Origin of the sequence: Pseudomonas sp. HN2-3 (assembly GCF_020691745.1) — a bacterium.
Taxonomy (GTDB): domain Bacteria; phylum Pseudomonadota; class Gammaproteobacteria; order Pseudomonadales; family Pseudomonadaceae; genus Aquipseudomonas; species Aquipseudomonas capeferrum.
On the sequence record NZ_CP085704.1, the window covers coordinates 4,403,603 to 4,424,438 of the forward strand.

General features: G+C 62.7%; 21 protein-coding genes. 7 read left to right on the plus strand and 14 right to left on the minus strand.

What is annotated here, in order from left to right; genetic code table 11:
- Positions 1-222: 222 nt before the first annotated feature.
- Complete coding sequence (locus tag LJX93_RS19815) at positions 223-1,158, minus strand: aspartyl/asparaginyl beta-hydroxylase domain-containing protein (protein WP_047583953.1); 936 nt, start codon at positions 1,156-1,158, stop codon at positions 223-225.
- A gap of 172 nt (positions 1,159-1,330) precedes the next feature.
- Positions 1,331-2,305 carry a cysteine synthase A gene (gene cysK / locus LJX93_RS19820; protein ID WP_033699727.1) on the minus strand — a complete coding sequence of 325 codons (975 nt, stop codon included), beginning with the start codon at positions 2,303-2,305 and terminating at the stop codon, positions 1,331-1,333.
- Between the two features lie 133 nt (positions 2,306-2,438).
- Between cysK and LJX93_RS19825 the strand changes: the two genes are divergently transcribed.
- From LJX93_RS19825 to LJX93_RS19835, 3 genes are all read left to right on the plus strand, one after another.
- On the plus strand, positions 2,439-3,512 hold the full coding sequence (locus tag LJX93_RS19825) for a DUF748 domain-containing protein (protein ID WP_227696307.1): 1,074 nt from the start codon (positions 2,439-2,441) through the stop codon (positions 3,510-3,512).
- Between the two features lie 196 nt (positions 3,513-3,708).
- A complete protein-coding gene (locus tag LJX93_RS19830) occupies positions 3,709-4,554 on the plus strand; it encodes an AAA family ATPase (protein WP_227696308.1) in 846 nt (281 codons plus the stop codon).
- Between the two features lie 12 nt (positions 4,555-4,566).
- Positions 4,567-5,745 carry a vWA domain-containing protein gene (locus LJX93_RS19835; protein WP_227696309.1) on the plus strand — a complete coding sequence of 393 codons (1,179 nt, stop codon included), beginning with the start codon at positions 4,567-4,569 and terminating at the stop codon, positions 5,743-5,745.
- Between the two features lie 45 nt (positions 5,746-5,790).
- On the opposite strand, the gene LJX93_RS19840 is transcribed toward LJX93_RS19835, so the two are convergent.
- From LJX93_RS19840 to LJX93_RS19860, 5 genes are all read right to left on the minus strand, one after another.
- Positions 5,791-6,570 carry an RHS repeat-associated core domain-containing protein gene (locus tag LJX93_RS19840; protein ID WP_227696310.1) on the minus strand — a complete coding sequence of 260 codons (780 nt, stop codon included), beginning with the start codon at positions 6,568-6,570 and terminating at the stop codon, positions 5,791-5,793.
- 145 nt (positions 6,571-6,715) lie between these two features.
- A complete protein-coding gene (locus LJX93_RS19845; protein WP_227696311.1) occupies positions 6,716-7,633 on the minus strand; it encodes a biotin-dependent carboxyltransferase family protein in 918 nt (305 codons plus the stop codon).
- Positions 7,630-8,325, minus strand: a complete 696-nt coding sequence (pxpB, locus tag LJX93_RS19850; RefSeq protein ID WP_033699738.1) for a 5-oxoprolinase subunit PxpB — start codon at positions 8,323-8,325, stop codon at positions 7,630-7,632. Before pxpB ends, LJX93_RS19845 begins: the two co-directional genes overlap by 4 nt.
- Positions 8,322-9,101 (minus strand): 5-oxoprolinase subunit PxpA, encoded by a 780-nt coding sequence (locus LJX93_RS19855; protein WP_033699740.1) that lies wholly within the window; start codon positions 9,099-9,101, stop codon positions 8,322-8,324. Before LJX93_RS19855 ends, pxpB begins: the two co-directional genes overlap by 4 nt.
- A 9-nt stretch (positions 9,102-9,110) precedes the next feature.
- The gene (locus LJX93_RS19860; RefSeq protein ID WP_033699742.1) at positions 9,111-10,397 is read right to left on the minus strand and encodes an MFS transporter; all 1,287 of its coding nucleotides are present in this window, start codon (positions 10,395-10,397) and stop codon (positions 9,111-9,113) included.
- A 131-nt stretch (positions 10,398-10,528) separates the two neighbouring features.
- Between LJX93_RS19860 and LJX93_RS19865 the strand changes: the two genes are divergently transcribed.
- The gene (locus LJX93_RS19865; protein WP_033699744.1) at positions 10,529-11,446 is read left to right on the plus strand and encodes a LysR family transcriptional regulator; all 918 of its coding nucleotides are present in this window, start codon (positions 10,529-10,531) and stop codon (positions 11,444-11,446) included.
- A gap of 64 nt (positions 11,447-11,510) precedes the next feature.
- Here LJX93_RS19865 and LJX93_RS19870 read toward each other — a convergent pair whose 3' ends face one another.
- The 3 genes from LJX93_RS19870 to LJX93_RS19880 are packed head-to-tail and all read right to left on the minus strand — an operon-like array spanning position 11,511 to position 13,324.
- Complete coding sequence (locus LJX93_RS19870) at positions 11,511-12,032, minus strand: DUF2937 family protein (protein WP_033699746.1); 522 nt, start codon at positions 12,030-12,032, stop codon at positions 11,511-11,513.
- Positions 12,033-12,041: 9 nt separating this feature from the next.
- Positions 12,042-12,815, minus strand: a complete 774-nt coding sequence (locus tag LJX93_RS19875) for a class II glutamine amidotransferase (RefSeq protein WP_033699748.1) — start codon at positions 12,813-12,815, stop codon at positions 12,042-12,044.
- Positions 12,816-12,829: 14 nt separating this feature from the next.
- Complete coding sequence (locus LJX93_RS19880) at positions 12,830-13,324, minus strand: hypothetical protein (protein WP_033699750.1); 495 nt, start codon at positions 13,322-13,324, stop codon at positions 12,830-12,832.
- 111 nt (positions 13,325-13,435) lie between these two features.
- Between LJX93_RS19880 and LJX93_RS19885 the strand changes: the two genes are divergently transcribed.
- Positions 13,436-15,478 carry a S9 family peptidase gene (locus LJX93_RS19885; RefSeq protein ID WP_047583949.1) on the plus strand — a complete coding sequence of 681 codons (2,043 nt, stop codon included), beginning with the start codon at positions 13,436-13,438 and terminating at the stop codon, positions 15,476-15,478.
- A 38-nt stretch (positions 15,479-15,516) separates the two neighbouring features.
- On the opposite strand, the gene LJX93_RS19890 is transcribed toward LJX93_RS19885, so the two are convergent.
- Positions 15,517-15,795 (minus strand): hypothetical protein, encoded by a 279-nt coding sequence (locus LJX93_RS19890; RefSeq protein ID WP_033699755.1) that lies wholly within the window; start codon positions 15,793-15,795, stop codon positions 15,517-15,519.
- A 132-nt stretch (positions 15,796-15,927) separates the two neighbouring features.
- On the opposite strand from LJX93_RS19890, the gene LJX93_RS19895 reads away from it, so the two are divergent.
- Both LJX93_RS19895 and LJX93_RS19900 read left to right on the plus strand, forming a co-directional pair.
- Positions 15,928-16,299 carry a YajD family HNH nuclease gene (locus tag LJX93_RS19895; protein ID WP_027594605.1) on the plus strand — a complete coding sequence of 124 codons (372 nt, stop codon included), beginning with the start codon at positions 15,928-15,930 and terminating at the stop codon, positions 16,297-16,299.
- A 71-nt stretch (positions 16,300-16,370) separates the two neighbouring features.
- Positions 16,371-16,841 carry an RNA methyltransferase gene (locus tag LJX93_RS19900; protein ID WP_033699757.1) on the plus strand — a complete coding sequence of 157 codons (471 nt, stop codon included), beginning with the start codon at positions 16,371-16,373 and terminating at the stop codon, positions 16,839-16,841.
- A 110-nt stretch (positions 16,842-16,951) separates the two neighbouring features.
- Here the strand turns inward: LJX93_RS19900 and LJX93_RS19905 are convergent, their stop codons facing one another.
- The 3 genes from LJX93_RS19905 to LJX93_RS19915 all read right to left on the minus strand — a co-directional run bounded on the left by LJX93_RS19905 (position 16,952) and on the right by LJX93_RS19915 (position 20,750).
- Positions 16,952-18,442 (minus strand): aldehyde dehydrogenase, encoded by a 1,491-nt coding sequence (locus tag LJX93_RS19905; protein WP_227696312.1) that lies wholly within the window; start codon positions 18,440-18,442, stop codon positions 16,952-16,954.
- 2 nt (positions 18,443-18,444) lie between these two features.
- Positions 18,445-19,347, minus strand: coding sequence for a dihydrodipicolinate synthase family protein (locus tag LJX93_RS19910; protein ID WP_227696313.1), 903 nt, complete (start codon positions 19,345-19,347; stop codon positions 18,445-18,447).
- 74 nt (positions 19,348-19,421) lie between these two features.
- Entirely contained in the window at positions 19,422-20,750 is a 1,329-nt protein-coding gene (locus tag LJX93_RS19915; protein ID WP_033699764.1) for an MFS transporter, read from the minus strand.
- Between the last annotated feature and the right edge of the window lie 86 nt (positions 20,751-20,836).

A 20,836-nucleotide genomic window follows, 5' to 3' on the forward strand; every position in this document is an offset into this window, starting at 1 on the left:
CTCGATATAGGCACCCCTGCAAAACTAAAGACAGGCACATAGTTGCCTTCACCCTAGCGCCCGACGAACACATCGCAGCCATCCGCCCACAACATTTCGCGAAAGGCCCGTCAGTCCGCCAACTGGTCAACCCTCTATATCCGCACTGATGGTGCATTACAAGGGCTGGCTGAACACGCCCCGCAAGCGCAAGCCCCGCCTGGCGCTGCAGGCGAGTAGAAGTCAGAACAACCAGCGATACAACAGATACGCCACCACCACCGCCAACACCGGCCGCAGAATGCGGTAAGCCTTCGGATTGGCGCGCTTGAACTGCTTCACATGGCCGCTGATCTTGTTGCTGAAGCGCTTGCTCCAGGCATACGCCTGGTTGATCCCGCCAACGCGCTCGTCGTCGGTGTTCTGCGGCGCAGTGGCGCGGCCGAGGAAGGCGCTGACCTGGCGGTTGATGCGGGTCATCAGCGGGCTGCTCAGCGGGCGCTCGATGTCGCAGAACAGGATCACGCGGGTGACGTCGGTTTCGTTCTTGACCCAGTGCACGTAGGTTTCGTCGAACATCACATCCTCACCGTCACGCCAGGCGTATTCCTCACCGTCGACGTAGATGCGGCAAGCATCGGAGTTAGGTGTGGCCAAGCCCAGGTGATAGCGCAAGGAGCCGGCGAACGGATCGCGGTGCGGGTTCAGGTGGCTGCCGCCTGGCAGCAGGGCGAACATTGCGCCCTTGACGTTGGGGATGCTGCTGACCAGCTCGACGGTGCGCGGGCACAGGGCTTCGGCCGATGGCAGCGGTTTGTCGTACCACTTCAGGTAGAAGCGCTTCCAGCCCTTCTTGAAGAACGAGCCGAAGCCTGCGTCGTTGTCTTTTTCAGCCGCGCGGATATAGCCCTCGTCGAACAGGCGCATGGCCTCTTCGCGGATGTCCTGCCAGTTGTCCTTCAGCACATCCAGCTCGGGGAAGCGTTGGCGGTCCAGGTAGGGCTTGGACGGCACGCCGGAGAACAGGTACATCAGGGCGTTATACGGGGCGAACAGCGCCGAATGGTTGACGAACTGGCGCAGCACCGGCAGGCGCGCCTTGCCGCGCAGGTGCACGAAAAGCACGCTGCCGAAAAACACCAGCAGGACACCCGCCTTGGCTGCAAAGGAAAAGGTCATGCAACACTCCTTGGAAAGGAAACAGGCCTGCGCTGCCTGCTCCCAAAAAAATCATCCGGCCATCATAAACCCATCCCGCCCCGGTACAAACAACCTGGGCGGGATCTGAGTCATGAAGATTTTGCAATAAACCGGATCACCGAGTGTTGCGCCTGGTCAGCGGACGGGGCGTTTACTGCTGGTTTTCCTGCTCGCTGAACAGGTCGCTGAACAGCATGCTCGACAGGTAACGCTCGCCCGAGTCGGGCAAAATTACGACGATGGTCTTACCCTGCATCTCCGGTTTTTCAGCCAGGCGCACCGCTGCCGCCATTGCTGCGCCACAGGAAATACCGCACAGAATGCCCTCCTCCTGCATCAGGCGGATGGCCATGGCCTTGGACTCTTCGTCGGTCACCGTCTCGACCTGGTCGACGATGGAGAGGTCGAGGTTTTTCGGCACGAAGCCTGCGCCAATGCCCTGGATCTTGTGCGGGCTGGGCTTGAGTTCTTCACCGGCCAGGGTCTGGCTGATCAGCGGCGAGGCCAGCGGCTCCACCGCCACCGACAAAATCGACTTGCCTTGGGTGTGCTTGATGTAGCGCGACACGCCAGTGATGGTACCGCCCGTACCCACACCCGCCACCAGCACATCGACTGCGCCGTCGGTGTCGTTCCAGATCTCGGGGCCGGTGGTTTTTTCATGGATCGCCGGGTTGGCCGGGTTTTCGAACTGGCCTGGCAGGAAGTACTGGGCCGGGTCGGAGGCGACGATTTCGTTGGCCTTCTCGATCGCGCCCTTCATGCCCTTGGCCGGCTCGGTCAGCACCAGCTCGGCGCCCAGCGCCTTGAGCACCTTGCGCCGCTCCAAGCTCATTGAGGCCGGCATGGTCAGGATCAGCTTGTAGCCTCGGGCGGCGGCGACGAATGCCAGGCCAATGCCGGTGTTGCCCGAGGTGGGCTCGACGATGGTCATGCCGGGCTTGAGCTTGCCGCTGCTCTCGGCGTCCCAGACCATGTTCGCGCCGATCCGGCATTTGACCGAGTAGCCTGGGTTGCGCCCTTCGATCTTGGCCAGGATGGTCACCCCACGCGGGGCGATGCGGTTGATCTGTACCAGCGGCGTGTTGCCGATGGAGTGGGCGTTGTCTGCGTAGATACGGCTCATGGCAGGGGTCCTTGAACGTGAAGAAGCAGGGAAAGACTTCAAGGGTAAGCCTGCCCCGTTGGCCCGTAAAGCCTGTTCGAACTCCCGAGCGGCGCCTGCGGTCAACCACACATCCTGCCTTGGAGAGCCGACAATGAAAGGTCGCTATCGCTGGCCGCTGGTCGGCCTGGCCAGCCTGGTCGTGCTGCTGGTCGCCCTGCACCTGGCCCTGCCCTACCTGGTGCGCGACTACCTCAACGACAAACTGGCCGACATGGGCGACTACCGCGGCCAGGTCGTTGACGTGGACCTGGCCTGGTGGCGCGGCGCGTACCAGATCAACGGCCTGAAAATCGTCAAGACCACCGGCAAGGTCCCGGTGCCGCTGCTCGACGCGCCGTTGATCGACCTCTCGGTCAGCTGGCATGCACTGTGGTACGACCGCGCCGTGGTGGCCGAGGTGACCTTCGTGCGGCCCGAGCTGAACTTCGTCGATGGCGGCAGCAAGCAGTCTTCGCAGACTGGCCAGGGCACCGACTGGCGCCAGCAGCTGGAAAAACTGCTGCCCATCACCCTCAACGAAGTACGCATTCAAGATGGCGTGCTGACCTTTCGCAACTTCACCTCCAAGCCGCCGGTCGACCTCAAGGCCACCCAGCTCGACGCGCGCATTCGCAACCTGACCAACGTGCGCAATGAGAAAGGCCGGCGCGACGCCAGTTTCGACGCCCATGCCCTGTTATTTGGCGATGCCAAGGTCGAGAGCCGCGCCACGTTCGACCCCTTCAGCGACTTCGACGACTTCGAGTTCCGCCTGCGTGCCACCGGCATACAGCTGCGCCAACTCAATGACTTCGCCAGTGCCTATGGCAAGTTCGATTTCAATGCCGGGCACGGCGACCTGGTGATCGAAGCGCAGGCCGAGAACGGGCGGCTCAATGGCTATATCAAGCCGCTGCTGCGCGATGTCGATGTGTTCAACTGGCAGCAGGATGTGCAGGACAAAGACAAGGGCTTCTTCCGCTCGGTGTGGGAGGCGTTGGTGGGGGCGACTGAAACCGTGCTGAAGAACCAGCCGAAAAACCAGTTCGCCACCCGCGTAGAGCTTAGTGGCAGCGTGCACAAGCAGGATGTCAGCGCTTTCGAGGCTGTCTTGCAGATACTGCGTAACGGCTTTGTCCAGGCATTCAATGCGCGCTATGAGCAGCCTGCGCCCAAGCCTGACTGAAAGCGCGTGACGGGGCATTCAGGGACTGAATACCCGGTCTGCGTTTGCAGGCGTCTGGGGCCGGGGTATAGTCGCTGACAAACGATAAACATGTGTTGCCTGGGCCGGCCCTTTCGCGGGGCAAGCCCGCTCCCACAGGGGTTATGCAGTCTCTGTGCGTAGAGAACGGCCCAGGCACCCCGCAGAGGACACTCCCATGAAGTTCGAAGGCACCCGCGACTACGTCGCCACAGACGACCTGAAACTGGCGGTAAACGCGGCCATCACCCTCGAACGCCCGCTGCTGGTCAAAGGCGAACCGGGCACCGGCAAGACCATGCTCGCCGAGCAGCTCGCCGCCTCCTTCGGCGCCCGCCTGATCACCTGGCACATCAAATCCACCACCAAGGCCCACCAGGGCCTCTACGAATACGATGCGGTCAGCCGCCTGCGCGATTCGCAGCTGGGTACCGAGAAAGTCCACGATGTACGCAACTACCTGAAAAAGGGCAAGCTCTGGGAGGCTTTCGAGGCTGATGAGCGGGTGATTCTGCTGATCGACGAAATCGACAAGGCCGACATCGAGTTCCCCAACGACCTGTTGCAAGAGCTCGACAAGATGGAGTTCTACGTCTACGAAACAGACGAGACCATCAAGGCCAAGCAACGCCCGATCATCATCATCACCTCGAACAACGAAAAAGAACTGCCGGACGCCTTCCTGCGCCGCTGCTTCTTCCACTACATCGCCTTCCCCGACCGCACTACGCTGCAACAGATCGTCGACGTGCACTACCCGAACATCAAGCAATCGCTGGTCAGCGAGGCGCTGGACGTGTTCTTCGACGTGCGCAAGGTGCCGGGCCTGAAGAAAAAGCCCTCCACCTCCGAGCTGGTCGACTGGCTCAAGCTGCTGATGGCCGACAACATCGGCGAAGCGGTACTGCGCGAGCGTGACCCAACCAAAGCCATCCCGCCGCTGGCAGGCGCCCTGGTAAAGAACGAGCAGGACGTGCAGCTGCTCGAGCGCCTGGCCTTCATGAGCCGGCGCGGCAACCGCTGACAGGAGCCGGTCATGCTGCTCAACCTGTTCAACGAAATGCGTGCGGCCAAGGTGCCGGTGTCGGTACGCGAACTGCTCGACCTGCTGAACGCCCTGCAGCAACGCGTGGTGTTCGCCGACATGGACGAGTTCTACTACCTGGCGCGGGCCATCCTGGTGAAGGACGAGCGCCATTTCGACAAGTTCGACCGGGCCTTTTCCGCCTACTTCAAGGGCCTGGAAAACCTCGACCGCCACCTCGAAGCGCTGATCCCCGAAGACTGGCTACGCAAGGAATTCGAGCGCTCGCTGACGGATGAGGAGCGTGCGCAGATCCAGTCCCTGGGCGGGCTGGACAAGCTGATCGAGGAATTCAAGAAGCGCCTTGAAGAGCAAAAGGAACGCCACGCCGGCGGCAACAAGTGGATCGGCACCGGCGGCACCAGCCCGTTCGGTTCGGGCGGTTTCAACCCCGAAGGCATCCGCGTGGGCGAAGCCGGCCAGCGCCAGGGCAAGGCGGTCAAAGTGTGGGACCGGCGCGAGTACAAGAACCTCGACGACCAGGTCGAGCTGGGCACGCGCAACATCAAGCTGGCCCTGCGCCGGCTGCGCAAGTTCGCCCGTGAAGGCGCGGCCGAAGAGCTGGATATCGACGGCACCATCGACCACACCGCCCGCGACGCCGGGCTGCTGAACATCCAGATGCGCCCGGAGCGGCGCAACACCGTGAAGCTGCTGTTGCTGTTCGACATCGGCGGCTCGATGGATGCCCACGTCAAAGTCTGCGAAGAGCTGTTTTCTGCCTGCAAGACCGAGTTCAAGCACCTGGAGTATTACTACTTCCATAACTTCGTGTATGAGTCGGTGTGGAAGAACAACCTGCGGCGTACGTCGGAGCGCTTCTCCACCTTCGACCTGCTGCACAAGTACGGCGATGACTACAAAGTGGTGTTCGTCGGCGACGCGGCCATGGCGCCCTACGAGATCACCCAGCCCGGTGGCAGCGTCGAGCACTGGAACGAAGAAGCCGGGTATGTGTGGATGCAGCGCTTCATGGAGAAATTCAAGAAGATCATCTGGATCAATCCCTACCCGAAACAGGCGTGGGACTACACCGCGTCCACGCATTTGGTGCGGGATTTGATCGAGGACAAGATGTATCCGCTGACCTTGCAGGGGTTGGAGGATGGGATGCGGTATCTGTCGAAATAGAAAAAACCCACCCCTGCGGTGGGTTTTCGCAGCCCCGTGCACCTATTAGGCTCGACGCAAATACTGTAGGTTTTTATTAAGCAACTTGTTAGTCTCACCTGCCAGCCTTCCATAGGCCATCTGCAAAGCAACCAGGGATATCCGCGCCCTCTCACTTGTGCCTGGCTCTTGAGACTTCCAAGCAGCCTGAAGATAATGATTCAGTCTCTCAACATCGGACGGCAAGATACCTTCAGGTATTGGCTGACTAAGCATTGTACCGCTCGCAATAAATTCTGCTGTTTCCAACAAAGAAATAGTTTCTCTGACCAACTTTAAACGTGCCTTACTACGCTCGAATAAATTATCCGGAAGGGCCTTCAAGTAGGCAATCTTCCTAAGACGCTTGGACTTTGGATCCTCCAGTTCTAACAGGCGTTCAAACTCAGAAAAATTAACGGCTGCCTGACGTTTCTCTTCTTGCAAGCGTTGACTTGACCAAAACTTCGTTTGTTCCTGTCGCTGCGCGTTTGAAAGTCTACCGAAAAATACTTCACCAAACACTTTAGCGAAACGGGGCATACGACCGGTGGGATCATCACCGTTTATGGGGTCGCCCAGACAGTATCCATAGGCGTTGCGACCACCTTGGGCAAAGGGGCTGAGGGCATCCGGCGACAAAAAGCGCATCAATAGAGGGCTGAAATTTCTATGGCCATTGCCCAGTGGATAACACCCGATCATGAAATCATACCGCTGACCATTGAAACTCACCCACGGTGCATGCTGCTTGCTGAAACCATAAGCCGTGTAAATCACAGGTCTCGCATCGTTTGCTAGTTTCATCGCCCCCCCATGCGCTTCACACACTGACCGAGGATTGAATTATCCCCCTCGTCATAAGGTTAAGTTCAACCCTATGAATCGCTACGCCCCAGTATTGAGTTAGTGCCAGCACTGGGCAACTGGTAAAAATGCCAGTCAGCCCATCTCATTGCCAGCGTTTGCCCCACGCCTGATGCTCTTGCCACGCCATTTCCTGAACCACTGCCCTAAGCCGCACAGCCGCCCCCGGCATACACTGCGCCAGTTGCGCCAACGCCAACGGCGTCAACGCCCCCAACCGCGGGTACCCACCAATGGTCTGCCTGTCATTGAGCAGCACAATCGGCTGCCCATCTGGCGGCACCTGCACCGCCCCGAGCGGGATCCCTTCGGAGATCATCGCCGCACCCTGATAGACCAGCTGTGGCCCAAGCAATCGGATACCCATGCGGTCTGCTCGGCTGTCTAAAGTCCAATCACTGTTGAAGGCTTCAAACAGGCTCATACCGCTGAAGTCACCAATCTGCGCGCCCATCACCAGGTCGAGCACAGGCTTTGCCGAATACACGGGTCGCAACGCTTCGGGCACTTCACGCAGGGCCGGTGCTGAACCCGCAAACGCGAGCACCTGCCCTTTGCCCAGCGCTTCCCCGTGCCCATCAATGCCGCCCAGCGCTTCACGGACAACCGTGGCGCAACTGCCCAGCACAGCCTCTGCCTCGAACCCGCCCGGGGCTGCAAGATAGGCCCGCACGCCCTGCTTGGGCTGCTTCAGGGTCAGGCGCTGACCTTTGGCCAGGGCAAAACTGCGCCACGGTGCCAGGGGCTGTTCATCGACCCGCGCATCCAGATCGGCGCCAGCCAAGGCCAGTACGCAATCCTGCTCAGCCACCACGCTGAATCCGCCCAGCGCTACCTCGATCACCGGCGCCCCCAGCGGATTGCCCAGCAGCCAGTTGGCCCAGTGCATCGCCACCCAGTCCAGCGCCCCACCTTGGGTCACGCCCAGGTGACGCACGCCAAAGCGCCCGGCATCCTGCAACTGGCACAGCGCGGTGCTGGCTTCGATCTTCAACTGCGTCATGCCTGTGCCTCCAGCGGGCTGTCATCTCCGCCCAACGCCATGAACTCGGCGTGGGATACAGCCACGAAGCGCACCCGGTCGCCCGGTTGCAACAGGCTGTAGCCCTCGCGCTCACGGTCGAACAGGCGCACCGGGGTGCGCCCGATCAGGTTCCAGCCGCCTGGCGATACCGCCGGGTAAGCGGCGGTCTGGCGCTCGGCAATGCCCACGCTGCCAGCCGCCACGCGCTTGCGAGGGGTGCTCAGGCGCGGCGTGGCCAGGCGTTCGTCCACCAGCCCCATGAAGCCGAAGCCCGGCGCAAAGCCCAGGGCGAAAACCGGGTACTCGCGCCCGGTGTGCAAGCGAACCACTTCGGCCTCGGTCAGCCCGCTTCGGCTGGCCAAGGCAGGCAGCTCGGGGCCGACACTGGCGTGGTACCACACCGCAATCTCATGGCGCCGACCACTGTTGCCTGCATCAGGCTGCAAGCCCTCCAGCGCCTGGGCGATCAACGCCCTCGCCGTGCTCGGCGCACTGTCGTACTGCACCATCAAGGTGGTGTAGGACGGCACCAGCTCAATCAACCGCTCGCCGAAGGCTGCATGCAAGCGCTGGCAGGCCGCGAGGATCCACGGCATGTTGGCTTCGTCGATGGTGTCGAACAGGCGCACCATCAGGCTGTCGATGGCGACCACTTCAATGCGCAGCTTCATGCCCGCTCCAGCGCATCGAGGGCTTGGCGGATCTGCCGCACCGCCGCCACTGAACTGTCGTTGTCGCCGTGCACGCACAGGGTGCTGGCCTGCAGGTGCAGCGCACTGCCATCGTCCGCCACCAGCGCTTCGCCACGGGCCAGGCGCAGCGCCTGCTCGACCACCAGCGCCGGGTCGTGATGCACGGCGCCAGGCAGGCGCCGCGACACCAGGTGGCCGCTGGCGGTGTAAGCCCGGTCGGCAAAGGCCTCAAACCACAGCGGCACGCCAATTTCGTCGCCCAGGGCCTGGGCTGCACGGTTATCGGCGGTGGCCATGAGCATCAGCGGCAGGCTGCTGTCGTAGGCCGCCACGGCTTCGAGCACCGCGCGCAACTTGAGCGGGTCGGCCATCATGTCGTTGTACAGCGCACCATGGGGTTTGACGTAGGCCACTCGGCCGCCGAGCACCTTGCAGATGCCGTCCAGCGCACCGATCTGGTAGTGCAACAGGTCGCGGATTTCGTCCTGGCTGCAGGCCATGGCGCGGCGGCCGAAGCCAACCAGGTCCGGGTAGGCCGGATGCGCGCCGATGGTCACCCCATGCGCCAGGGCCATTTCCACGGTGCGGCGCATGATGCCGGGGTCACCGGCATGGTAGCCGCAGGCGATGTTGGCGCAATCGATATACGGCATCACCTCGGCGTCCAGGCCCATGCGCCAACTGCCGAAACTTTCGCCCATGTCGCAATTGAGAAGCAGGCGTTCCACCACACGGACTCCCTTGTCGATGTTCATAGGCCTACCTTACCGTGACTGGAGTTGTTTGCCGCGTGTTTCCGGCAGGCTGAGCGCCGCCAGAATGACCACGCCATACGACACCGCAGAGAACACGCCAATACCCAGCCCCAGCGGCACCTTCTCGCCGAGCATGCCGATCAGCAACGGGAACAGCGCAGCGATGACCTTGCCGATGTTGTAGCAAAACCCCTGCCCCGAGCCGCGGATGCGCGTGGGGAACAATTCGGTCAGGAAGGCCCCCATGCCGCTGAAAATGCCCGAGGCAAAGAAACCCAGCGGGAAGCCCAGCCACAGCATCACGCCATCGCTGACCGGCATCTGCGTGTACAGCAGCACGATGACGAACGAGCCCACGGCGAACAGGATGAAGTTTTTCTTGCGCCCCAGCAGGTCAGACAAATAAGCGCTGACCACATAGCCGATGTAAGACCCCACGATCACCATCGCCAGGTAGCCACCAGTGCCCAGCACGCTCAGGCCACGTTCGCTCTTGAGAAAGGTCGGCAGCCACGAGGTGATCGCGTAGTAGCCGCCCAGCGCACCGGTGGTCAGCAAAGAAGCGCGTACGGTGGTCCAGAGCATGCCAGGGGCGAAAATCTCGTAGAAGTGCGACGGCGCCTCGGCCTTTGCAGCGGCCTTGGCCTCGCGGTACACCTCAGGGTCCTTGACCAGACGGCGCACGAAGATCACGAACACGGCCGGCACGATACCCAGCAGGAACAACGCACGCCAGGCCTGCTCGGGTGGCAGGTAGGAGAACAGCAAGGCATAGAGGATCGCCGTCAGGCCCCAGCCGAGCGCCCAGCCCGACTGCACCATGCCCACGGCCTTGCCGCGGTGCTCGGCGCGGATCACTTCACCGATCAGTACCGCACCCGCCGTCCATTCGCCGCCAAAGCCAAAGCCCATCAGGGTACGGGCGATCAACAGTTGCTCGTAGCTTTGCGCAAAGCCGCAAAGGAAGGTGAAGAACGCGAACCACAGCACCGTCAGTTGCAGAGTGCGAACACGGCCGATGCGGTCGGAGAGGATGCCGGCGACCCAGCCACCGACAGCCGAGGCGATCAGGGTGCTGGTGTGGATCAGCCCGGCCTCGGCGGTGCTGATGCCCCAAATCAGGATCAGCGTGGGGATGACGAAGCTGAGCATCTGCGTGTCCATGCCGTCCAGGCCATAGCCGATCTTGCAGCTCCAGAAAGTACGCCGTTGCTGTTTGTCGATGTCGCGATACCAGGCGAAGGGCCCGGTCGAAGGAGGTGTAGCGACCTGCTGCTGCACGCCGGTGGGGTTCATGCTTGCCTCGGCTTGTTGGTATTGTTTTATGGGGCGACCAGATGCGTCGCGGCCTGGGCATCATTGTTCAGAGGCCGCGCGGCTTGCGTCCAACGAGAAAAACCCCCGGTCTGGAACAAGAAAAACTGATCATGAACCTTCGCTTCCTCGAAACCTTCGTCTGGGTCGCCCGGCTCAAGAGCTTCCGTCTGACGGCAGAAAAGCTGTTCACCACCCAGGCCTCGGTCTCCAGCCGCATCGCCGCGCTGGAGGCTGACCTGGGCGTCAAGCTGCTGCTGCGCGATTCACGCGGCGTCAGCCTGACCCCAGAGGGCAGCAAGGTGCTGGAGTACGCCGAGCGTATGCTCGACACCGCCAAGGCCATGAAGCAGTCGTTGGACAGCGACCGGGCCAAGGTCGGGCGCATCCGCATCGGCGTGATGGACACGGTGATCCACACCTGGATGAGCGCGCTGGTGGCCGCGTTGACCGAACGCTACCCGCAGGTTGAGATCGAGCTGGTGGCCGATACCGCGCTGAACCTGCGCGAGCAGCTGCAAAAAGGCTTTCTCGATGTGATCCTGCAGACCGACCTGTTGCGCGAACAGTCGATCCGCAGCCTGGACCTGGCGCGCTACCCGATGGGTTGGATCGTCGCTGCAGGCTCGCTCCAGCAGCGCGATTATGCCTCGCTGGCCGAGCTTGGCCGCGAGCGCATCGTGACCTTTTCGAAGAACTCGCGGCCGCATCAGGAGGTACTCAGCCTGCTGCAGGGCGCAGGGGTGCAAACACCGCGCTTGAATTGCGTGAACTCGGTGGCGGCGATTACCCGGCTACTGCGTGACGGCTTCGCGATCGGTGCGCTGCCACCGGCGCTGGTGGATGCGGAGCTGGGCCTTGGTGAGTTGGTGCTGCTGGAGGGCTTGCAACCACCCCCGAGCCTGGAACTGGTGGTAGCCTGGCAGACCGGCGTGGCATTGGTGGATGAGGTGGTAGGGGTTTGCCGGCAGGTGCTGGAACAGTATGCGCGGGATGTGGGGGCTCAGAGAATTGTGCTGGTTGCACAGTAGGTGCTTGCCATTGGATATGCTGTGTCCATGAGGCCCCAAGCAACCGCTAGAGCCCGGTGCAACCTCAGCGCCAGCTTTCCTTCACCACCCTGCGCCGCCCGCCCATGATTACCCAGCCAATGGCAAGCAACAGGCTCTCGACCATGAAGGCCAGCACAAACCCGGCACCAATGCCCCAGCCAATCGCTTCCGGCACCAGCAGTATCTGGTAGCTGTAGCCCTTCAGCGTTTCTTCACGCATTTGCGGGTCTGGCTGCACCAGCACATGCCAGGTGCGGCTGGCCCACGAACCCTGCAACGCCTGCCATTCGTTTTCCAGCAGTTCATTGCGGATCATCAGGCTTTCGATGCTGTTGGCATCACTGTTGAACACCGGGTCGTCACTGCTGCGGTAATGCCGCAGCAATGCCTGCAGGTCGCCATTGAAGAAGCGTTCGGCAGTCTGCTTGAAGCCATCAAGCGCCTGGCGCGACTCGAACAGGTGCGCCTCGACCCGCTGGCTGTAGTCGTTGATCAGCCCCGGAACCTGGATACCGGCCAGCAGGCCGAACGTGAACAGCAACAACCGCAGGTAACTTCTGAACATGCAGCGTCCTTAGCTCTGGCCTTGCGCAACGCACTCTCCGTGCCGCCACAGTGCCCATTGACCCGGCGCGTAACGCTGCCAGGTCTCGTTCTCGGTCAGGGCCTCGGTGGCAATCACCGTGACCACGTCATTGGGGGTCGTTTCGGTGTGAAAATCGACGATCAGGTCGACATCCTTCAACCTTGCAGCGCCAAAGGGTGCGCGACGGGTGATGTGCACCAGCTTGGTCGAGCAGAAGCAGAACAGCCAGTCGCCATCGCTGAGCATGCAGTTGAACACGCCCTTGCCACGGTAGCCGGCACAGGCTTCGACCAGCACCGGCAGCAGCTGTTCCACGGCGACCGGCTCTGGGAACGCCGCACGAATGCGGTTGAGCAGGTCGCAGAAGGCCGCTTCGCTGTCGGTGTCACCCACAGGCCGGTAGAAGGTGGCTTCACCCTTGAACTCGCCCAATTGGCCGTTATGCGCAAAGCACCAGTTGCGGCCCCACATTTCGCGCACGAACGGGTGGGTGTTGGACAGGCAAACCCTGCCGACATTGGCCTGGCGGATATGGCCGATGACCACTTCGCTCTTGATCGGGTAACGCTGCACCAGGTTGGCCACTTCCGACTCGCTGCTCGCCGCCGGGTCCTGGAACAGGCGCAGGCCGCGCCCCTCATAGAAGCCGATGCCCCAGCCATCACGGTGCGGGCCGGTGCGGCCACCGCGCTGCATCAGGCCGGTGAAACTGAAAACGATGTCGGTGGGGACGTTGGCACTCATGCCCAGCAATTCGCACATGCGCGTGTCTCCGGTTACAGACGAGGCTCGACCCGGCCGCCGCCAGCAGGTGCGGCAGGGGGATCGTTGCGGTAACGGTCGCGGCGTTCGGCCGACAAGGGGGCCTGGGCCGTGACGTCGGCATCCTCGACGGCCTGGCGCTTGGCCGCTGCCTCGGCTTGCTCGCGACGCTCACGGGCGCGCTTTTCCAGCGGCCAGCGCAACAGCACGAAGAGCAGGTAGAGGGCAAAGGCGATCATGCCGTACATGGCAAAGTCGGAAACCGCGCGCCAGGCGTTGTTGCCCACCTTGAAGGCAACGTCCAGGGCGGTGATGGCAATCGCCGGGGCAAAGCTGTCCTTGACCGGGTCGACGACGGTCGGGGTCAGCAGCAGCACCGCCAGGATCACCCGCAGCGGTTCGCGCAGCCAGCGCCACATCCATCCGGTGAGCTTGAAGCCCACCAGCAGGCAGCCCAGGGCGGCAAGGGCGTACAGGCCCCAGGCGAGGGTATAGTCGTTCTCGGTCATGGTGTTCGTGCAAGCCAGGCAAAGAGTTGCCTATGATAAACACTTTTCAGGGCGCAGGCGCCCCTCCGCTGTTCGGAGGCCCGCGCCGACCTCCCAGCCAAGAGAATGCAGATGCCCACCCAGCCCCAGCCCCCCATTGCCCGCGCAGACCAGTCCAGTGACCCGTATGCCTGGCTGCAGCAGCGTGACACCCCCGAGGTGCTCGACTACCTGCAGGCCGAAAACAGCTACCAGGAGGCCTGCCTGGCCCATCAGGCGCCATTGCGCGAACAACTGTTCGAGGAAATCAAGGGCCGCATCCTCGAGACCGACCTGTCACTGCCCTCGCCCTGGGGCCCGTACCTGTACTACACCCGCACCACCGCCGGCGACGAGTACCCACGCCATTACCGCTGCCCGCGCCCGGCCGACGACTCCAACACGGTGGATGAAAGCCGCGAGCAACTGCTGCTCGACCCTAACGCCCTGGCCAACGGCGGCTTCCTGTCGCTGGGTGCCTTCAACGTCAGCCCCGACCATCGCCTGCTGGCCTACAGCCTCGACACCAGCGGCGATGAGGTCTACACCCTGTACGTCAAGGACCTGGGCAACGACCGTGTCACCGCCCTGCCCTTCGAGGACTGCGACGGTAGCCTGACCTGGGCCAATGACAGCCGGACGCTGTTTTTCGCCGAACTCGATGACACCCACCGCCCCTGGCGCCTGCGCCGCCACACCTTGGGCGGCAGCGACGCGCCGACCGTGTTCGAAGAGCCGGACGGCCGCTTCTTCCTGCATTGCTACCGCACAAGCTCCGAACGCCAGCTGGTGCTGTTGCTCAACAGCAAGACCACCAGCGAGGCCTGGGTACTCGATGCCCAAACCCCGCAGTTGCCGTTCACCTGCCTGGCGCCGCGGGTGGAGGGCCATGAGTACTTCCTCGACCACGGCCAGCTCGATGGCCAGTGGCAGTGGTTCGTGCGCAGCAACCAGGACGGCATCAACTTCGCCCTTTACCACGCCCCGGCCGACCAGGTCCCGACCCGTGATCGCTGGCAACTGCTGGTGCCGCACAACGACAAGGTCATGCTCGAGGGCCTGAGCCTCAACGCGGGGGCGCTGACCCTGAGCCTGCGCGAAGGTGGCCTGCCGATCATCGAAGTGCGCCCGCAGGGCCTGCCTGCCTATCGCGTCGAATTGCCGGATGCGGCCTACAGCCTTTACGTGCAAGACAGCCTGGAATTCGCCAGCAGCCGCGTGCGCCTGCGTTACGAAGCGCTCAACCGCCCGGCCCAGGTGCGCCAGCTGGAGCTGGCCAGCGGTGCGCAGGTGGTGCTCAAGCAAACCCCGGTGCTGGGCGTGTTCGATGCCGACGACTATGTCAGCCAGCGCCTGTGGGCCACCGCCCAGGACGGCACCCAGGTACCGATCAGCCTGGTGCGTCGCCGCGAAGACCTGGGCAAGACCGTGCCGCTGTACCTGTATGGATACGGCGCCTATGGCGAAAGCCTCGACCCGTGGTTCTCGCATGCGCGCCTGAGCCTGCTGCAGCGCGGCGTGGCCTTCGCCATTGCCCATGTGCGCGGTGGCGGCGAACTGGGTGAGGCCTGGTACCGGGCCGGCAAACAGGAACACAAGCAGAACAGCTTCACCGACTTCATCGCCTGTGCCGAGCACCTGATCGCCGAAGGCGTGACCTCGCCCGAGCGCCTGGCGATCAGTGGTGGTAGCGCCGGCGGGCTGCTGATGGGGGCGGTGCTCAACCTGCGCCCTGAGCTGTTCCGCTGCGCGATCGCCGAAGTGCCCTTCGTCGACGTGCTCAACACCATGCTCGACCCCGACCTGCCGCTGACCGTCACCGAGTACGACGAATGGGGCAACCCGCAGGAGCCTGAGGTGTATGAGCGCATCAAGGCCTACGCCCCGTACGAGAACGTCAAGGCCCAGGCCTACCCGGCCATGCTGGTGGTGGCTGGCTACAACGACAGCCGCGTGCAGTACTGGGAGGCGGCCAAGTGGGTGGCCCGCCTGCGCACACGCAAGACCGATGACAACCTGCTGCTGCTCAAGACCGAAATGGGCGCCGGGCATGGCGGCATGAGTGGGCGGTACCAGGGGCTCAAGGATGTGGCGCTGGAGTATGCGTTTGTGTTTGGTGAACTGGGCGTGAACTGACCCATGCTGGGGGCGCTCTGCGCCCCTTTCACAAACCCTCAGTCCTCCTCCACCGGCACCTTGGCCGGCTCTGGCCGCAACCCCGGCAAAGGCTGGTCTTTAGGGGGCCCCGGCACCGGCATCGGTGGCAACAGCGGCGCGCCAGGCTGGCTGTCGTATGCCTTGGGCGGCGTACTTGGGGTGATCTGCGGGTAAGGCGTGGGCGTAGGCGTGCCAGGCGCACCGGGCACGGGTGTATTGAGCCTGGGTGGCGTGCTGGCCGCTTCGGCCATGGGCAAGCCAGCCAGCAACAACGCGGCGAGGATCGCATGCAACATCAGCAACCTCCTGTCTGGAACCTTTCTACAGGCTACGCCTAAATGACAGCTTTCGCCTGTCCGCCTGGCCTGCAAGCGCGCTAGACTCAGTGGCATAACCGTCATTTGCCTGATCAGAACAAAGGAAACACCATGAGCTCGGCCTCTACTTCCGCCGCCACCGCGCGCCTCGACCGCATCCTCGCCGATGCCAAGCGCGACAAAGAAATGGGCTACCGCGACAAGGCCCTGAAGATGTACCCGCATGTGTGTGGCCGCTGCGCCCGCGAGTTCGCCGGCAAGCGCCTGAGCGAGCTGACGGTGCACCACCGTGACCACAACCACGACAACAACCCGCAGGACGGTTCGAACTGGGAGTTGCTGTGCCTGTACTGCCACGACAACGAACACTCGCGCTATACCGACCAGCAGTATTTCAGCGAAGGCTCGACCAGCACCCCGAGCATCGCCAAGGCCACCCACAACCCGTTTGCCGGGCTGGCGGGTCTGCTGAAGAAAGACTGAACATCGATTCGCCCCCCGCGGCTACCGGCGAGCCCGTATAATCGCGCTTTTTACGCGAAGGGCCCCGGTACGTGGCAAACAAACGATACAGCTGCATCGGCCTGTTCAACCCCAAGTCGGCAGAAAACGTCGGCTCGGTGATGCGCGCAGCAGGTTGCTACGGCGTCAACTCGGTGTTCTACACCGGCAAGCGCTATGAACGCGCCCGCGACTTCGTCACCGACACCAAGCGTGTGCACTACGACATCCCCCTGATTGGCATCGACGACCTGCAGCGCATCATCCCGCTGGGTTGCACGCCTGTGGCAGTGGAACTGGTCGAAGGCGCACGGCCGCTGCCCGAATACACCCACCCGGATCGCGCCATCTACATCTTCGGGCCGGAAGACGGCAGCCTCGATGCCAGCGTGCGGGCGTGGTGTGAAGAAACCATCTACATCCCGACCGAAGGTTGCATGAACCTGGCGGCGACGGTGAATGTGGTGCTGTATGACCGGTTGGCCAAAGGCCTGAATACCCGTTCCGGGCCCAAGTTCAAATAAAAAGCCACTTCTGATGGTGCTCATGCCGGCCCCGCGAAGAGGCCGGCACAGACAAACCAGAAGCGGCCAGGTGCTGAGCTCCGTCAGAACAGCACCGTCCTGCAGTCAGCTCACGCAGCGTTGATCCAGATGGTCTTCAACTCCGTGTACTGGTCATGGGCCCAGATGGACTTGTCACGCCCACCAAAGCCGGACTCTTTGTAGCCACCGAACGGCGTCGACGCATCGCCCTCGCCAAAGCAGTTCACCGTCACCACCCCCGCGCGGATTTCCCGTGACAGGCGCAAGGCATTGCGCAGGCTGCCGGTGTAGGCCGAAGCGGCCAGGCCGTAGACGGTGTCGTTGGCCAGCTCGATCGCTTCCTCAATGGTCTCGAACGACGTTACGCTCAACACTGGGCCGAAAACTTCCTCGACGAACAACCGATTGTCAGGCGTAACCCCGTCAACGATGGTCGGCTGCACGAACACGCCCTGCTCGGTCTCACCGCCCTGCACCACGTTGAGCTTCTGCTCGGCGGCATATTCCAGGTAAGACTTCACCTTCTCGAAGTGCGATTTGCTGACCATCGCGCCCAGGCGGTTTTCCGGGTCGAGCGGGTCGCCCAGCTTCCAGTCCTTCAAGTGCTTGCCAATCAGGGTCAGCAGCTCGTCCTTGACGTCCTTGTGCACGATCAGGCGCGAAGAGGCCGAGCAATTCTCGCCCATGTTCCAGAACGCACCGGCGGTGATGAACTGGGCCACTTCGTCCAGGTCTTCGCAGTCATTCATGACCACGGCCGGGTTCTTGCCCCCCAGCTCCAGGACAATGCGCTTGAGGTTGGACTCGGCGGCGTATTTCAGGAACAGGCGGCCGGTGTCGGTGGAGCCGGTGAAGCTGACCATCGGGATGTCCATGTGGCGGCCGATGGCTTCGCCCACTTCACGGCCACCGCCAGGCACCAGGTTGAACACACCCGCCGGTACGCCAGCCTGGTGGGCCAGTTCGGCCACGCGCAGGGCGCTGAGGGTGGTTTCCTTGGCGGGCTTGACCACGATCGAGCACCCGGCGGCCAGCGACGGGGCGATCTTCCAGGCCAGCATCAGCAGCGGGAAGTTCCAGGGCAGCACCAGGCCGACCACACCGATGGCTTCACGCACCACCATGGTCACGGCAGCGTTGCCGGTCGGCGCGGTGCTGTCGTAGATCTTGTCGATCAGCTCGGCGTGCCAGCGGATGGTGTGGATGGTTTCCGGCACGTCGACGTTCTGGCATTCACTGACCGGCTTGCCGCTGTCCAACGCTTCCAGTACCGCCAGCTCATGGCTGTGGTCTTCCAGCAACTGGGCGAACTTCAGCAGGATGTGCTTGCGCTCACCCGGTTGCAGCTTGGACCACGAACCGTCTTCGAACACGCGCTTGGCTGCTGCCACGGCAAGGTCGACATCCTGCACGTCGCAAGCGGCGACTTCGGCCAGTTGCTTGCCGGTGGCCGGGTTGGTGGTGACGAAGGTGCGGCCCGAGACAGCATCGCGGAATTCACCGTCGATGAACGCCTGGGTACGCAGTTGCAGGTCGGCGGCGATGGCCGCGTACTGTGCCTTGCTCAGTAATTCAGCCATTTTCAGGCACCTCCGGTGATCTGGGCGATGTTGCGCTTGAGTTCAGTGACCACGCGCTCGAGTGCCTGCTTCTCGGCAGCGTCCAGCTCGGACAGCGGCTTGCGCACGCCACCGGTGCTCAGGCCGTTCAGGGCCACGCCGTACTTGATCGACTGGACGAACTTGCCACCTTCCAGGAAGTCCATCAGCGGCATCATGGCGCTCATGATGCGGCGGCCTTTGTCGAAGTCTTTCTCGACCACGCAGGCCTCGAACAGGGCCACGTGCTCCCGCGGGATGAAGTTGGAGCCGGCGCACACCCAGCTTTGGGCGCCCCAGGCGAAGAACTCCAGGGCCTGGTCGTCCCAGCCGCACGACAGCTGGATATTCGGGCGCTGGATGGCCAGGCGGTGCAGTTGGGCCATGTCGCCAGAGCTTTCCTTGATGGCGACGATGTTTTTCACATCGGCGACCGCATCGAAGAACGCTTCGCCCATGCTCACGCTCATGCGGCCTGGGTAGTTGTAGAGCATGATCGGCAGACCGGCGACAGCGTCGACCGCTTTGACGTGCAGGGCGATTTCCTGCTGGGTCGGCAGCGCGTACGGCGGGGTGCCCACCAGCAGCGCATCGGCTTTGATTTCCTTGGCGTGCTTGGCGAACGCCACCGAGTCTTCGGTGCGGATCGCGCCGGTGCCGATGATCAGCGGCAGGCGGCCGTTGAGCACGTCCTTGGCCTGGGCGGCCAGTTCGATACGCTCTTGCGCGGTGTGGGCGTAGTACTCGCCGGTGGAGCCACCGATGATCACGCCGTGGATTTTCGATTCGACCAGGTAATCGAGCACTTCGGCGAACGCCGCCTTGTCGATCGAACCGTCCGCAGCCAGCGGAGTGATTGCCGGGGTGTAGATGCCTTCGAATTTCACGGTAGGTTCTCCAGTGCGTTGATCAGTGTTGTAGAGGCCGCAGCGGTGCGACGCTGCGGCCGGTGGTCATGGGTTCAGGTCAGCGAAGCTGCTTGCTGCAGGTTCAGCGAACGGGTTTCCGGTGCTAGGGCGACGGAGAAGGCCAGGCCGACAAAGGTGACGGCGGCAGCGGCATACATGGTTGCGCCGATGCCATAGTTGTCGAGGGCGATGGGGACCAGCCAGGTGCCGACCGCAGCACCGACCCGCGACATGGAGGTGCCCACGCCAACGGCGCCAGCGCGGATTTCGGTAGGGAACAGCTCGTTGGGGTAGACCAGCTGCAGTACTTGGGCACCGCCAATGAACAATGCATAGGCCCCGAACAGCACCAGGATGAGCATCTCGTTGCCGTTGCTGAACGCCGCCAGGCCCAGCAGGGCCAGCCCCGACCAGAAGAAGCTGTGCAGCAGCGTAGTGCGCCGGCCAATGGTGTTCAGCAAGCGGGTGCCGACGATGCAACCGACCACGAACAGGCAGGTGATGGCGACCGAACCGATCGATGCCCAGTCACCCTTCAGGTTCAGTGCACCCAGCACTTTCGGGGCGAAGGCGTACACGGCGAACACCGGGATCACCGAGCAGGTCCAGAACATGGTGACGAACAGCATGCGTTTGCCGTAGCCGGAGTGCAGCAGGCTGAAGAACGACAGCTTGCGGGCCTTGGGCTCTTCCGGCAGGTTGCGCAGCGAGAAGCCCTCGCCATAGACGCGCTTGATCACCTGCTCGGCCTCGGACGAACGGCCTTTGCTGATCAACCAGCGCGGCGACTCCGGGGTGCCCAGGCGCATGACGAACAGCAGCGCGCCGATCACCGCTGCACTGGCCAGCACCAGGCGCCAGGCATCCTCGCCTCCGTTGCGCAGCAGCGCTTCACCGACCACGTAGGCGGTAGCGGCACCGGCGAACCACAGCACGGTCAAGGTAGCCAGGCGCGGGCCGCGGTTCTTCTTCGGCAAGAACTCCACCAGCAGCGAAGTGGCCACCGGGTACTCGATGCCCACTGCGATACCGATGGCAAACCGCAGCAGGAACAACGCCAGCGCCGACTCCACCCAGAATTGCGCAAGCGAGGCCAGGATGAACAGGGTCGGGCCTACGAAGAACACCCGCTTGCGGCCAAAGCGGTCAGTCAACCAACCGCCGAAGAAGCCGCCGAAGAAAATGCCGATCAGCGCCGAGGCGGCGATCATGCCCTGCCAGAAGCTGTTCAGGCCAAGGCCTGCAGACATTTGCACCATGGCCACGCCAATGATGCTCAACACATAGCCATCGACGAACGATCCGCCACCCGAGCGCAGGGTCAGCAACTGGTGGAAGCGGTTGATCGGTACTTCTTCAATCGAAATATTCGGACTTGTCATTATTGTTCCTACCACTTCATCTGCATGCACATATTCAAGGCGAGCGCGGCCGCGAAACTGAAAACACGGTTCAGCCCCGGGTGACC